11 protein-coding genes are annotated in these 14,307 nt (G+C 73.4%); 7 read left to right on the forward strand and 4 right to left on the reverse strand.

All coding sequences use genetic code 11. The features are described from left to right. Positions 1-33 precede the first annotated feature (33 nt). The 6 genes from ACK2IS_RS04715 (at position 34) to guaA (ending at position 6,311) form a co-directional block, all read left to right on the forward strand. On the forward strand, positions 34-915 hold the full coding sequence (locus ACK2IS_RS04715; RefSeq protein WP_409484993.1) for a DUF3626 domain-containing protein: 882 nt from the start codon (positions 34-36) through the stop codon (positions 913-915). A 100-nt stretch (positions 916-1,015) separates the two neighbouring features. After that, a complete protein-coding gene (locus ACK2IS_RS04720) occupies positions 1,016-2,038 on the forward strand; it encodes a S66 peptidase family protein (RefSeq protein WP_409484994.1) in 1,023 nt (340 codons plus the stop codon). 192 nt (positions 2,039-2,230) lie between these two features. Further along, on the forward strand, positions 2,231-3,553 hold the full coding sequence (locus ACK2IS_RS04725) for a beta-propeller fold lactonase family protein (RefSeq protein ID WP_409484995.1): 1,323 nt from the start codon (positions 2,231-2,233) through the stop codon (positions 3,551-3,553). A gap of 42 nt (positions 3,554-3,595) precedes the next feature. Next, entirely contained in the window at positions 3,596-4,381 is a 786-nt protein-coding gene (locus ACK2IS_RS04730) for an SURF1 family protein (RefSeq protein ID WP_409484996.1), read from the forward strand. Next, the gene (locus tag ACK2IS_RS04735) at positions 4,378-4,722 is read left to right on the forward strand and encodes a DUF3817 domain-containing protein (protein WP_409484997.1); all 345 of its coding nucleotides are present in this window, start codon (positions 4,378-4,380) and stop codon (positions 4,720-4,722) included. Before ACK2IS_RS04730 ends, ACK2IS_RS04735 begins: the two co-directional genes overlap by 4 nt. Beyond that, complete coding sequence (guaA, locus tag ACK2IS_RS04740) at positions 4,719-6,311, forward strand: glutamine-hydrolyzing GMP synthase (protein ID WP_409484998.1); 1,593 nt, start codon at positions 4,719-4,721, stop codon at positions 6,309-6,311. Before ACK2IS_RS04735 ends, guaA begins: the two co-directional genes overlap by 4 nt. A 92-nt stretch (positions 6,312-6,403) precedes the next feature. On the opposite strand, the gene ACK2IS_RS04745 is transcribed toward guaA, so the two are convergent. The 3 genes from ACK2IS_RS04745 to hemG all read right to left on the reverse strand — a co-directional run bounded on the left by ACK2IS_RS04745 (position 6,404) and on the right by hemG (position 10,185). Beyond that, the gene (locus ACK2IS_RS04745; RefSeq protein ID WP_409484999.1) at positions 6,404-7,405 is read right to left on the reverse strand and encodes a serine hydrolase; all 1,002 of its coding nucleotides are present in this window, start codon (positions 7,403-7,405) and stop codon (positions 6,404-6,406) included. A 165-nt stretch (positions 7,406-7,570) separates the two neighbouring features. Further along, positions 7,571-8,785 (reverse strand): TIGR04053 family radical SAM/SPASM domain-containing protein, encoded by a 1,215-nt coding sequence (locus tag ACK2IS_RS04750; RefSeq protein WP_409485000.1) that lies wholly within the window; start codon positions 8,783-8,785, stop codon positions 7,571-7,573. Then, positions 8,782-10,185, reverse strand: a complete 1,404-nt coding sequence (gene hemG, locus ACK2IS_RS04755) for a protoporphyrinogen oxidase (RefSeq protein ID WP_409485001.1) — start codon at positions 10,183-10,185, stop codon at positions 8,782-8,784. The genes ACK2IS_RS04750 and hemG overlap by 4 nt, the downstream gene beginning before the upstream one ends. Before the next feature lie 128 nt (positions 10,186-10,313). Between hemG and ACK2IS_RS04760 the strand changes: the two genes are divergently transcribed. Further along, positions 10,314-11,264: a hypothetical protein gene (locus tag ACK2IS_RS04760; protein WP_409485002.1), complete on the forward strand. Its 951-nt coding sequence runs from the start codon at positions 10,314-10,316 to the stop codon at positions 11,262-11,264. A gap of 75 nt (positions 11,265-11,339) precedes the next feature. On the opposite strand, the gene ACK2IS_RS04765 is transcribed toward ACK2IS_RS04760, so the two are convergent. Next, positions 11,340-14,117, reverse strand: coding sequence for an endonuclease/exonuclease/phosphatase family protein (locus tag ACK2IS_RS04765; RefSeq protein ID WP_409485003.1), 2,778 nt, complete (start codon positions 14,115-14,117; stop codon positions 11,340-11,342). Positions 14,118-14,307 lie beyond the last annotated feature (190 nt).

Here is a 14,307-nt window from a genome sequence, read left to right on the forward strand (position 1 = left end):
ACGTGACAGTCCTCGACAAGGAGGTGGAGCGGTATGAGCCAGCAGAGCGTCTGGGCCCGGCGGGCCGTCGCCCACGTCGACGCCCGCTGCGAGGGCGAGCCCCTGGATCGCGCGCTGCGGATCACCGTGAACTTCCACCCCGACCGGTCTGCCGGCGGGGTCGACATCCTGGACGCCCTGGCGGCGGGCGGCCGGTATCGCTCCCAGTTCGAGACCGGCACCAGCAACGGCGGGTTGACGGCGCATCCGGGTGGTGCCCGATGGCTGTGGGAGCGAGACCTGTTCGGTGGGGCGTATGACGACGCCCCGGCCACCGAGCGACCCAAGTACGGCGCGCTCGACCACCGGCGACGTCCTCTGGGCGGGGCGCCCCGGTTCGGTTCGGCTCACCTGCGCCTTCGCGAGCACATGCTCGACCGGGCCACCTTCTGCTTCCCCGACTCGGCATACGCCCCGACCCGCTTCGCGACCTCCCGCCACTTCGACCTCCTGCCCCTGGCCGAGGCCCACGACCGCGCCGTGGCGCAGGACCCGGACGACGAGGACCACGACCCGCTCGACGGGTATGTCGAGGCCCAGGTCCACGGGCGTCTGTCCCTCCGGGACGACGTCGAGGCCCTGGTGCTGGACCCGTGCTACCGCGGCACCGACGTGGCGGATCGCGCCGCCCGCCTCGGCCTCCCGCTGGAGTGGCACGAGGGGCGCGTCCTGGACCTGCCCACCCTCGACGCCAAGGTCGACTATCGCGGTCCTGAGCCGGTGCGGATCGGCCACGAGATCGCCCAGGACGGCGTGGTGGACGCTCGGCTCATCGGCGACGCCGTCCGCACCGGTCGGTATGACGTGCAGCCCCTCAAGCAGCTGTGGCACCTCACCGCCCAGTGGGGCCGCCCAGCGCTGGGTGCACGCAGCTAGCAGGGCCCAGGTTGCCGCCCCTCTCGCCGGGGCGGGCGGCACTGCGGCGTGGGCGAATTGGTCAGGGAGCGCGGCGCCGGGTCGGGCTAGGGTCAGGCGCATGGAGCTGCGCTATCCCGCCCCGCTGACCGCCGGCGACGTCGTCGGCGTCACCAGTCCCTCGTCGGGTGCGTCCGGGCCGTTGCAGGCTCGGCTCGACGTGGCGGTGCGGACGGTGGCGGCGGCCGGGCTCGAGGTGCGGGTCGGTCGGTGCATGGACGGCGAGCGCCACGTGAGCGCGCCGGCCGCCGAGCGTGCGGCCGAGCTGCAGGACCTGCTCCTGGATCCCGAGGTGCGGGCGATCGTGCCGCCCTGGGGCGGGGAGACCGCGATCGACCTGATCGGGCTGCTGGACTGGGAGGCCATCTCCGCGGCCGAGCCGACGTGGGTCGTCGGGTTCTCCGACATCGCCACCCTCATCACGCCGCTCACCCTGCTGACCGGGTGGGCGACGATCCACGGCCAGAACCTCATGGACACGCCATACCGCACGCCTGCCGGCCTCACCGACTGGCTGCAGATCGTCCGGATGCCCCCGGGCGCGTCTTTCACCCAGACCTCCCCGGGCGCCCACCGCCGCGGCTTCGTGGACTACGTCGAGCATCCCGAGGTGGCCGACCACGTCCTCGACGTCCCCGGCCGGTGGGCCCGCATCGACGGTGCCGGGCGGGACCTCGACGTGCGCGGCCGCCTGATCGGCGGCTGCATCGAGACCCTGGTCAACCTCGCGGGCACCCGCTATCTGGATCCCCGGCCGCTGGCCGCCCTCGGTGATCCGCTGCTGGTCTACGTCGAGGCCGCGGGCGACGACGCCCCGGCCATCTGCCGCAACCTGCACGGCATGCGGCTGGCCGGATTCTTCGACGACGCGGCCGCCGTCCTGGTCGGGCGCACCTATGCCCCGGACGCGCCGACCCTCACCCAGCGGGAGGCTGTGCTGGACGCGCTCGGCCCCCTCGGGATCCCGATCCTCGACGGGGTGGACTGCGGCCACTGGGCGCCCTACCTGCCGCTCGTCAACGGGGCGCGCTGCCAGGTCCGGCACGACGACTCGGGCTCCCGCGTCACCCAGACCTTCGACTGACCGGCCCACCGGACCGGCACGCGTCGTCGGCCCGCCGGTCCCGGGCCAGCTTGTCACTCTGGTGCGGCAAGACGTCACTAGGTGTCAACTTTTATGACGGCGAGCGAGCCTTCCGGGGTGCGGCCGATCCGGCGACTAGTTTGGGCCCACGTCCCAGGCGGACACCGGCCACCCGACCGTCGGAGGCAAGTCGTGAAGCTCGTCGTCCTGCGAGACCCCGTCCACGTGCGTCGCAGGCGCGTCGCGCTCGCCCTCTCGCTCCTGCTTCTGCTGGCGCTCGGCCTCGGGGTGGTCCAGGCGGTGGGGGCGATCCGCTCCCTGACCGCCGGCAAGCAGGCGCCCGGCCCGGCCCCCGCGGCGGCCGCCGGCGTCAGGGCGCAGGCCGCGGCCCACGACGTCAGCCGCACCCGCCTGGTCCTGCGGGACACGGTCACCGGCGGGATCACCCCGAAGTCGCTGGCCGCGGGTCCCGGCGGGCTCGTCCTGGCGCAGAACATGATGTACCGGCACACGATCACGGCATACGGCCCGGACGGAGCGCTGCGGGCGACGATCCCAGACACGGTCGACCTGGGAAGGTTCGGCGTGGCGGGCAGCCAGGGCCCGGTCAAGGGGGCGCCGGTCGAGGCCGCGTGGACGGCGGACGGCGCCAAGGCCTACGTCTCGAACTACTCGATGTACGGCCCCGGCTTCGAGCACAACGGCTTCGACGACTGCACCACCACGACCACCGTCGACCGCTCGTACCTCTACCGCCTCGACGCCGCGACCCTCAAGGTCGACCAGGTCATCCAGGTGGGCGCCGTCCCCAAGGTCGTGGTGATCACCCCCGACCAGCGCACGGTGCTGACGACGAACTGGTGCTCCGGCACCCTGTCCGTCGTCGACCTGGCCCAGGCCAAGGAGGTGGCGGCCGTCAAGATCGGCGAGCACCCGCGCGGGATCGCGGTCAGCCCCGACAGCCGCACGGCCTACGTCGCCGAGATGGGCGGGGAGACGGTGTATGCCGTGGACCTGGCCACCCGCACCGCCAAGCCGTTGGTGAGTCCCGGCAAGGGCCCGCGCGCCCTGGTCACGTCCGCGGACGGGCGCCATCTCTACGTCACCGACAACGACAGCGACACCCTGGTCCGGATCGACGTCGCCAAGGGCGTGGTGGACCGGCGGGTGGACCTGCCCGACCAGCCTCGGTCGATGGTGATGAGCAAGGACGGGCGGGCGCTCTACGTCACCAGCTACGGCGCCGCCACGCTCACCAAGGTGCGCACCTTTGACCTGGCCGTCGTGCAGTCGGTCGCCACCCGCCAGAGCCCGATCGGCGTGGCCTACGAGTCCACCCGCAACGCCGTGTGGGTCGCGAACTACAGCGGCTCGATCCAGATCCTCGACGAGCGGCCCACCGGCTCGCCGGCGCCCGAGCCGACCGGACCGCGGCCGACCGGCACGAGGACCGGCACGAGCCCGCCCACCGACGCCGGCTCGGGGTCCACGTCCCCCAGCGGTGGCCGCGACTGAGCCGAGAGCGACCGGACCCGCCTCGCGGACTAGGGTGGTGGGGTGATCCGCACCGCCCTCCAGCCGCGCCTGCTCGCCCTGCTCGCGGCCGTGGTGCTGGTGGTCGTCGGCTTCGGCCGGCTCGGGATGTGGCAGCTGGACGTCTCGCGCGACACCGCGGCCAAGGACGCCCTCGCGCACCAGCAGGCCCAGCCCGCCGCCCCGCTGCACCAGGTCCTCACGCCCCACGCGGCCTTCCGTGGCGTGATGTCCAACCGCAAGGTGCTGGTCACCGGGCGGTACGACGCCTCCGGGCAGTTCCTGGTCCCCGACCGGCTCCTGGAGGGGCGGCGGGGCTACTGGGTGGTGACGCCGCTCGACGAGGCCGGCACCCGGGCCCGCGTCGCCGTGGTCCGCGGGTTCGTCACGAGCCCGGCCGACACCCCCGCGCCCCCGACCGCCCAGGTCATGGTGCGCGGCACCCTCGCACCGGGGGAGTCGCCCTCGACCGCAGGCACCCTGCCCGCCGGGCAGCGCGGCAGCATCGACCTGGCCGAGCTCGTCAACCACTGGCCGCAGGAGCTCTACAACGGCTTCGTCGTGGCCCAGGGCGAGCAGCCCGACACCGCGCCGGCGGCGCTGCGCCGGATCCCCCCGCCCCAGCCGGAGTCCTCGTTCAACCTGCGCAACGCGGCCTACGCCGTCCAGTGGTGGATCTTCGCGGCGTTCGCGGTCTACCTGTGGTGGCGGACCGTGCGCGACACCCACCGCGAGGCGCGGCGGGCGCCGTCCGGCATACCTGATCCTGATCCCGCCCAGCCGACCGACCTGCCAGGAGACGCGTCATGACGACCCACCCCGCCGGGGGCTACGACCACCCGGAGACCGTGCGCAAGGCGCTCAAGCCCTTCGAGATCATGGCCTTCGTGGTCGGCGTGGGGCTGCTGCTGCTCGTCCTGGAGATGGTGCTGAAGTACGGCCCGTGGAAGAACGACGCCCTCGCGTGGTGGGCGATGCCGCACGGCTTCCTCTACATGATCTACCTCGCCTGCACCGCCAACCTGGGCTTCGCCGCCAGGTGGCCGCTGGGCAAGATGGTCGGCGTCATGCTGGCGGGCGTGGTGCCCTTCCTGTCGTTCGTGGTCGAGCGGAGGGTGGCCCGCGAGGTCAAGGGTAGGCTGGCCGCGTGAGCCAGCCCCCCACCAGCGAGTCCCTGCAGGCCAGACCGGTCCTCGTCGTCGACTTCGGCGCGCAGTACGCCCAGCTCATCGCCCGCCGCGTCCGCGAGGCCAAGGTCTACTCCGAGGTCGTGCCGCACAGCTGGCCGGCCGAGCAGATCCTGGCCAAGGACCCGGCCGCGATCATCCTGTCCGGCGGCCCCTCCTCGGTCTACCAGGACGGCGCCCCCCGCCTGGACCCGGCGCTGCTCGAGGCCGGGGTGCCGGTCTTCGGCATGTGCTACGGCTTCCAGTCCATCGCGCAGGCGCTCGGCGGCACCGTCGCCCACACCGGTCTGAGCGAGTACGGCGCGACCCAGGCGCAGGTGCTGGATCCGACCTCGACGCTGTTCAACGGGCAGCCCGCCGACCAGTCGGTGTGGATGAGCCACGGCGACTCGGTGACCGAGGCGCCTGCCGGGATGCAGGTGACCGCCTCGACCTCGGGGACGCCGGTCGCGGCCTTCGAGGACGACGAGCGTCGCATCTACGGCGTGCAGTGGCACCCCGAGGTGATGCACTCGACCTTCGGCCAGCGGGTGCTGGAGAACTTCCTGACCAAGGGCGCCGGCCTCGCCGCCGACTGGACGCCCGGCAACGTCGCCGAGGAGCTCGTCGAGCGGGTCCGGCAGCAGGTGGGCGAGGACCGCGTCCTGTGCGCCCTGTCCGGCGGGGTCGACTCCGCCGTGGCCGCCGCCATCGTGCAGCGCGCCGTCGGCGACCAGCTCACCTGCGTCCACGTCGACCACGGGCTGCTGCGCGCGGGAGAGCGCCAGCAGGTCGAGGACGACTTCGTGGCGGCGACCGGCGTCGACCTGGTCGTCCAGGACGCCACCGAGCAGTTCCTCGACGCCCTGGCCGGGGTCACCGACCCGGAGACCAAGCGCAAGATCATCGGCCGGGAGTTCATCCGCAGCTTCGAGCAGGCGGCCCGGGACGTCGTGCAGGACCGCGGCGACGAGGAGCACCCCGTCAAGTGGCTCGTCCAGGGCACGCTCTATCCCGACGTGGTCGAGTCCGGTGGCGGCGAGGGTGCGGCCAACATCAAGTCCCACCACAACGTCGGCGGGCTCCCCGACGACCTGCAGTTCTCGCTCGTCGAGCCGCTGCGCACCCTGTTCAAGGACGAGGTCCGCCAGGTCGGCCTCGAGCTGGGCGTCCCCGAGGCCATCGTCTGGCGTCAGCCCTTCCCAGGCCCCGGGCTCGGCATCCGGATCATCGGCGAGGTCACCGCGGAGCGTCTGGACGTCCTGCGCCGGGCGGACGCCATCGCCCGCGAGGAGCTGACCAAGGCGGGCCTGGACCGCGAGATCTGGCAGTGCCCGGTGGTCCTGCTCGCCGACGTGCGCTCGGTCGGGGTGCAGGGCGACGGGCGCACCTACGGCCACCCGATCGTGCTGCGGCCGGTGTCCAGCGAGGACGCGATGACGGCCGACTGGTCGCGCGTGCCCTACGAAACCTTGGCGCAGATCAGCAACCGGATCACCAACGAGGTCCGCGAGGTCAACCGGGTGGTGCTGGACGTGACCAGCAAGCCGCCGGGCACCATCGAGTGGGAGTGACGGCGGCCCTCGCGGGACAACCGGGTCGACGAGAGCCCCGGACCGGGAACGGTCCGGGGCTCTCGTCCGTGGCCTGACGGGCTGCGGGCGGGCTACTTCTGGTCGAGGGCCACGGCGGCCAGGGACGCCAGGTGCTCGATGGACTCCACGCCGTGCTCCTGGGAGCGCCCTTGGCAGGACACCGCTGCCATGAGCACGTCGTGGCCGCCCGCGGTGCGGACCCGTCCGGCGGAGGTGACGACCCAGCCCTCGTCGATGGGCAGCCAGCCGTTCTTGAGGGCGGCCTCGTGCCGCGGGTTGGCGGCGGAGATGCCCCAGGCCTGGTAGTCCTCGACGTCGCTCATCAACCCCAGGGCGTAGTCACGGCTCTCGCGGGTGAGCGGCCCGTCGTCCTTGACCAGGTTGCGCAGCAGTCGGATCTGGTCCGGGGCCGTCGTGGTGGTCATGCCCCACGTCCAGCGGGCGCCCGGCTCGGTCTCGGTGAGGCCGAAGGTCTTGTTGGCCCGACGCACCCCGGCATCGGCACCGACGATGCCCCACAGCTTGGTGGTGGCCTCGTTGTCCGAGCTGACGATCATGCGGCGGGCGAGGGCCCGCTCGCTGCTGCTGGGGCCACCGTCGTCCTGGCGCTTCAGCAGCAGGGTCAGCAGGACGTCGAGCTTGACGAGCGAAGCCGTCTGGCACCGCTGCTCGGGGTGGTGCTCCACGGTCTGGCCGGTGGTCAGGTCGCTCGCCACGAAGCCGTAGACGCCCTTGCGGCCCTGCAGGTAGGCATAGGCCACCTGGTCGAAGGTCGCGCGGGTGACCGCCGGCGGGGAGGGGGTCCGGGCGGCGGTGGTCGTCGTGGCGGTCGGTGTCGTGGTGGCGCTCGGCGCGGCGGGACCGGGTGGCGTCGTGGCCGGGGGGCCGACGGGCCTGCCGCCGGGCCCGAGGACCGTGCCGTCGGGCAGCCGGGTGTGGGTGACCGACGGAGCGGTCATCGTCACCGCGGGCTGGGCACCGCGGGAGCCCACGTCGCCGCAGGCGGTCGGTCCGAGCAGGAGAGCTGCCGTCAGCACCGGTGCGAGTCGGCGCCGCGACGACGTGGGGAACATGTGACCCATGGTCACATCAGCGTGGGTCGGCGGCGACGCCGGGCCCGGCGTGTCGCGACGAAGCACTACCCCATTTGTCCCGAAAGGCCCTGGTCAGCACCCCGAGTCCCACACTGCATACCTGACGTCAGGTGACCGGTGAGAAACAACTACTCAAGGTGACAATCAGTGGGTGTGCGGGCGCGCGACGACGGCAGGGGTGGAGTCCGCGACCTCGCTCCCTCGGGTGGCGACCGGGACGTAGGCGCACGTCGGGTCCGAGGCCAGCGGGTCGCCCGTGACGGCATACGCGTGGGAGCGTGAGCCACCGCAGACCTCGCGGAACTCGCACACCCCGCACTTGCCGACGAACTGCTCCGGCGTCCGCAGGGCGCGCATCACCGGCGAGTCGCGATAGACCTCCGGCAGCGGGGTGTCCCGCACGTTGCCGGCCCGGTGGGGCAGGAAGCCCGAGGGATAGACCCAGCCCTGGTGGTCGATGAAGACGAAACCGCGACCGGAGTTCACGTCGATCGGCGCCCGGGCCTGGCGCTGCGGCACCTCACGGTGGCCGAGGAGCTCGGCGGTGCGGGCCGTCAGCGCGGCGTACAGCTCACCGCGCTCGCCGACGTCGTGCCCGGACCGCAGCCGCTGCAGGACCACGCGACGGTAGTGCGGGGCCTCGGTGGTCTTGATCGCGATGTGGCGGGACACGTCGGCCAGCCAGTGCAGCACGTCCTCCACCTCGTCCGGGGAGAGGGTCTGCAGCTGCTGCCCGCGGCCCGTGGGCACGAGGAAGAACACGCTCCACAGCTTGGCGCCCAGGTCGAGCACCGTCACGAGCAGGTCCGGCAGCTCCAGCACGGTCGCGCGGGTGACCGTGGAGTTGATCTGCAGCCGGAAACCGGCGTCGGCCACCATCCGGGCAGCCTCCAGCGTCCGCTCGAAGGTCCCCTCGAAGCCGCGGAAGGCGTCGTGGGTGGCGGCGCGGGCCCCGTCCAGCGAGAGGGAGACGGCCTTGCCCCCCGCCTCCCGCAGCTCGGCCAGCCGGTCCGGCGTCAGGCTGGGGGTGGCCGACGGTGACAACGCCATCGACAGCCCGAGGGCGCTGCCGTGGGCCGTGAGCTCGGCCAGGTCCGGTCGCTCGAAGGGGTCGCCGCCGGTGAGCACCACCAGGGGACAGGGCTTGGGGAACGACGCGATCTGGTCCAGCAGCGCCTTGCCCTCGTCGAGGGAGAGCTCCAGCGGGTCCCGCCGCGTGATGGCGTCCGCGCGGCAGTGCCGGCACGCCAGCCGGCAGGCCCGGGTGACCTCCCAGATGGTGATGAAGGGCTTGTCCCCGACGTCGTGCCGCTGGTGCCGGACCGCGCGGGCCTCGGCGGACAGATGGTGCGAACTCATGCGCAGGCTCCCCTGAGGAGGTGCCGGGCGGCCTGCTCGGCGGAGGTGACGCAGCCGGAGATCCCGCTGCCGTCGATGGATGCGCCCGCCAAGGCCACGCCCGGCAGGTCGCGCGCCAGGGCGGCGCGGGCGGCGCCGAGCCGCTCGCCGTGGCCCACCTCGAGCTGCGGGGCGGTGCCGGGCCACCGGTGCACGAGGGTGGTCACCGGGGTGGTGCGCAGCCCGGTGAGCGTCGCCAGGTCGGTGAGCATCATGGTGAGCAGCTCGTCGTCGGTGTGGTCGTCGACCAGGCTCGACCCGGCCCGGCCCGCGGACAGGCGCAGCAGCACGGTGTCGTGCTCCGGGGTGGGGGCGTGCTGAGGCCACTTCGAGGACAGGAAGGTCGCCGCCTTGAGCCTCAGCCCCAGGGTGCTGGGGATCATCACGCCGGTGCCGGTGCGGACGGCGTCGCAGGCCTGTGCGTCGGCCCGCGGCACGGCGACCAGCGCCGTCGCCAGGGTGGCCGAGCGCACCTGGGCCAGTGCGGCCGCGGCGTCCGGGCAGGCCGGCTCCAGCAGCCGGGCGGCGACCGCGGCGTTGACGGCGAGCACGACCGCGTCGGCCCGGTGCACCTGCCCGCTCGCCAGGGTCACGGCGCGAGCCCCGTCCGGCTCCGGCATGACGGACCGCACGCTCTGCCCGCACCGCACCTGCACGTCCGTGCCGGCGAGCAGGGCGTCGACGAGGGTGTCGAGACCGCCCGGCCAGGTGGCGAACATCGAGGGGGCCACGCTCGGGCCCGTCCTGCGGGTGCGCACGGACAGGGTGAGGGAGCGGCCGGACTCGGCGACCCGGGCGAGCATCGGCGAGGCGGACCGCAGGGAGAGCCGGTCGATGTCGCCCGAGTGCAGCCCGCCGAGCATGGGATCGACGAACGCCTCGGCGATCTCGCGCCCGAAGCGCTCGCGCACGAAACGCCCCACCGAGAGGTCACCCTCGACGCGGTGCCGGCGGGCGACCAGGGGCTCCAGGGCGGCCCGGGCCAGGCCGGGGACCGAGATGATCCCGCTGCGCACCACCGGCATCAGCTGGGTGGGACCGGTCGGTCCGACCCCCTGCGGGAGCCGCCGCAGGCCTCGGCGGGTGGCCAGCCAGGTGGCCCCGGGGTTGGACCGGATCATCGAGTCCTCGAGGCCCAGCTCACGCACCAGGGCGACCACGGGGGGGGAGGCGAGGTGGACGGCCTCGGCCCCCAGCTCCACGCGGCGCCCCGCGAGGTCGATCGTGCACACCTGACCGCCGAGCCGGCCGCCCGCCTCCAGGACGGTGACCGTGGACCCGGCCTGTGCGAGGCGCCGGGCGGCGAGCAGACCGGTGACCCCCCCGCCGATGACGATGGACGTGGCAGGGGCATCAGGCATGGCCCCAGCCTACCGAGAGCGACCGTCGCCCGGGGCCCCGCGACCGCCCGTCGCCGGGTGCTGCTCCGTCCGGGCTGTCCTGGATGTCCGCTCGGTCCCGGTACGTCCCCGTGCTGCACACTGGGTGCATGGCGATGACGGACAGTCCAGCCCTCCCCACCCAGGTGCCGGTCGTCGAGCTGCACGGGCACGCCCGCCACTGGGCGGCGGCGGCCACGGGCGTCGGTCTGCTCCTGACGGCGCTCACGATCGTCTGGAACATCCTGACCCCCTGGGGACAGCGGCTGGACCAGCGCGCCTACTCCGCCATCGCCACCACCGACGGCTTCCGCTGGCAGCACCTGGACACGGTCCTGGCCGTCGTGGACACCAACGTCCTGGGGCTGGCCTTCGGGCTGTGCTTCCTGGTAGCCGTGGTGCGACGACGGCTCGACCTCGGGGTCGCCGCCCTCGTCGTCGTGCTGGGTGCCAACGTCACCCAGTACGTCCTGCGCACCCACCTGGTGCACCGGCCCGACCACGGCGTCTGGCAGCTCGGCGACGTCAACTCCGCGCCCAGCGGGCACGCGACGGCCGCGGCCTCGCTGGCCGTGGCCATCGTCCTGGTCACCCCCATGACCGTCCGGTTCGTGGCCACCTTCGTCGCCAGCCTGTGGGCGACCTGGGTGTCCCTCGGTGTCATCGTGTCCCGCATGGGCAACCGGCCGGGCGACGTCGTCGCCGCGCTGGCCGTGGTCACCGGCTGGGCGGGCGTCGGCCTGGCCGTCGCGGCCGTCCTCGCCGGGCGACCCCGCCAGCGGCGCGCCCTCGTGGCCTTCCGCCGACAGGTGCGTGGCTTCGTCCGTCAGCACGCCCGCGAGCACGGGGTGGCCGGTGCGCCATACGGCCTGACGCTGCTGCTGCTGGCGGGTCTGTCCGCGGTCGTGGTGATGGGTGTGCTGCTCGTGAGCTGGGGTGTCGGGGTCGAGGCCACCCCCGTCGGGCTGCCTCTCGGCCTGGGCACCCTCGCTCTGGTCGGTTCCTTCGCCGGGCTCCTGGTGGGCGCCACCTCCCGGGCCGTGGAGAAGTACCTGCGCTGAGCCCCGAGCCGCAGGACGCGAGGCCCGGTCACCCCGACTCCCGGGGGACCAGGCCTCGCCGGTGCAGCAGGATCGTCAGCGGCGGACGGTCACCGTGGTGCTCGCCGCGGTGGTCTGCCGACCCGTCGCGGACAGCGTGTGGGCGCCGGTAGGAGCCGTGACGGGCACCGTCACCTTGGTGGTCGCGGTGCCGTAGGCACCGACCTGCACCAGGCCGACGGGGCGGCCGTCCCAGGAGAGCGTGACGATGTCCCCGGGCTTCCAGCCGGAGAGGGTCACGGTGACCTTCTGGCCGGGCTTGCGGACCGCGACGTCCAGGGCCATCTTGCCGGGGGCGTAGCGGTGCAGCACCGGGACCGTGTCGACGACCTGCGGGTCGTGGTCGGAGGTCTGCACGGCGAACTCCGCGTTGAGGTGCGCGACCTGCAGGCGGGTGTCCGCCGTGAGGTTCGGCGTCACCACGAGGTGGTCCAGCGTCTGGCTGATGCCGTTGTAGACGTAGGAGTAGCGCTCGTTCTCGGGCAGCGACCACATCGTGTCGTGGACCACGGTGCCGTCACCGGTCAGTGCCCTGATCGGCGCCGAGAACTGGTAGTCGTTGAAGTCGCCCCCGAGGATCACGTTGGCCTGCGGGTCCACGGCCTTGACCTGCTCGACGAACGCGCGCAGCGACCGCGCCTGCTGGGTGCGCTGCACCTCCGAGGACCGCTTCGGCGGCTGGAAGCGGCCGTCCGCCAGATCGTCGCCGCCCTTGGAGTTGAAGTGGTTGGCCACGACGACGACCTTGCGGCCCCGGAAGACGAACTCGCCCGCCAGCGGCTTGCGGCTGGACGCCCACGCCGGGTTGGCCGGGTCGACCCGGCCGGGGGAGACGGACAGCGCCGGGGTGTCCTCGAGGCCGGGGGCGGTGTCCCTGGTGACCGTGGTGGGGGTGGTGGCCGTGCCGCCGGGGCGGGACACGAACCTCACCCGGGCGGGGTTGTAGAACAGCGCCACCCGGATGTTGCCGCCGGGCTGGCCGCCGTCCTTGCCGTCCTCGGGGTTGATCCAGGCGGCCTGGTAGGCCGGGCCGCCGGCCGCCTTGATCGCGGCGAGGAGCGTGGCCACCGTCTGCGAGGAGTCGACCGTGCCGTCGTCGGCGGCCCCCGAGCTGTCCTGGATCTCCTCGACGGTGATCACGTCGGGGGAGCGCAGGTGGGTGACCACGCCGGCGGCGAGGGCGTCGTACTTCGCCTGCGGGTCGGTGGGGGCGAGGTTCTCCACGTTGTACGTCGCGACGGTGAGCCGGTCGGCGTTGGAGCCGGCGACGACCGTGCGCTGCAGGTGGTTGTCGACGTGGCTGCCGAGGCGGGTGGCGGCGATGGTGCAGCCGCCATACGTGCTCCAGTCGACCGGGCCGGTGGTCTCGCCCTGCAAGACGTCGCCGACGTTCGCCGCGGGGACCTTCCCGTCGACGGGCATCACGAGCACGCGGCCGGTCGGCGTGCGGTCGTCGTCCGCGACGTAGGTGCCACCGCGCGGGGTACGCAGCTCGTTCGGCTTGGTCTGGACGTAGATCTCGCCGTACTGCGGCTTGCCGGGGCCCACGACGCGGGCGTCGGCCACGGTGACCAGCTCGCCCTCGTGGGCCTCGTACCACTCCAGCGCGGAGCGGTGCACGTCGACGGACGGGATCTCCTCGACGTTGCCGCTCGCGGGCTTGGGGGCATGGGTGTCGGGCAGGTCGGCGGGCAGGGTCAGGGCCGCGGGCACCGGGTTGCCGCTGGACAGCACGGTGACGACCGGCTTGGTGATCTCGGTCGTCGACAGGCTGGACGTGGTGGCCACCGTCTCGCCGGCGCGCAGCGCGTAGTGGTCCGAGACCACGCCGCTGACCAGCACCGAGTCGCCCACCTTCGCGGTGATCGGTGCCGCGGCGGTGTAGACGAAGATGCCGGACGAGGCGTCGGCGCGGGCCGGGTCCTTGGCCGGCTGCTGGATCCAGAAGCCCTTGGTCCGGCCCGTGGTGCGGATCGCGGTGACGACGCCCGGGACGTCGGTGACCGACCGGCCCTTGACCGGGGACAGGAATCCGGTGCCCTGGACGTCCTGGATGGTCAGCGGGCCCGGCTGCGGCCGGGTGGGCGTCGGGGTGGGGGTGACCGTGGGCGTGGCCGTGGGGGTCTCGGTCGGCGCGGCCGTCGGCGTCGCGGTGGGCGTGCCCGTCGAGGTCGGCGTCGGGGTCGGCCGGGTGCTCACCTCGCCCGGCGTCGGGGCGCCGACGGTGTAGTCCTGGGCGTTGTCCCAGCCGGTGGCCGGCGCCGGCAGGGCGCGGTGGATCGCGGTGCTGCTGGTGGTCGCGGGGGCGGGCGCGACGACATAGTCGGTCGCCGCGCCCCAGCCCACGTAGTCCACGACGCCGGGCGCCCCGTCGCAGTCGGCGCCGCAGGTCAGCGTGGTGGCGGTGCGGACCAGGGCGACCCGGCCGGTGGTGGCGGACATCGCGATGCTGCCCTGGACGTCGGTGCGCGGCAGCGGGGCGGCGGTGCCGGAGCCCGCGGCCTGCGCCACGACGAAGGTGCCGTGCGGCGCGATGGTGCCGGTGAGGGCGGTGCGCTGCCAGGTGGTGCCGGCCGAGGAGGCGTACTGGACCGACCAGCCGTCCAGGCTCACCGGCGCGTCGAAGGAGTTGTGGAGCTCGACGTAGTCGTTCCGGTAGGGGGAGCCGGAGCTGCCGCCCCCGCCGAAGACCTCGGAGATGACGACGGGGCTGGACTCCTCGACGGCGTCGGCGACGGTGGGGACGGCCAGACCGGCGCTCGCGAGGAGGGCGACGGCGCTCAGCCGGGGAACGGCGCGCAGCGGGATGCGCATGGGGGTCTCCTGGGGCGGGGAGGGACGGGTCCGGGCGGTGGGGTCAGCGGCTCGCCGCTGGGCTGGTCGCGCAGCGATCATCGACGTTAGCGATCCGTCACTTTTGAGGGGAGACGGGCGTATGACGCTCGTATGACTCCTGGGTGACGATTCGGGATCGTCCGGTAGCGCTACGCAGCGGTATCTCCAC

The organism is Arsenicicoccus dermatophilus, from assembly GCF_046267915.1.
Lineage (GTDB): Bacteria > Actinomycetota > Actinomycetes > Actinomycetales > Dermatophilaceae > Arsenicicoccus > Arsenicicoccus dermatophilus_A.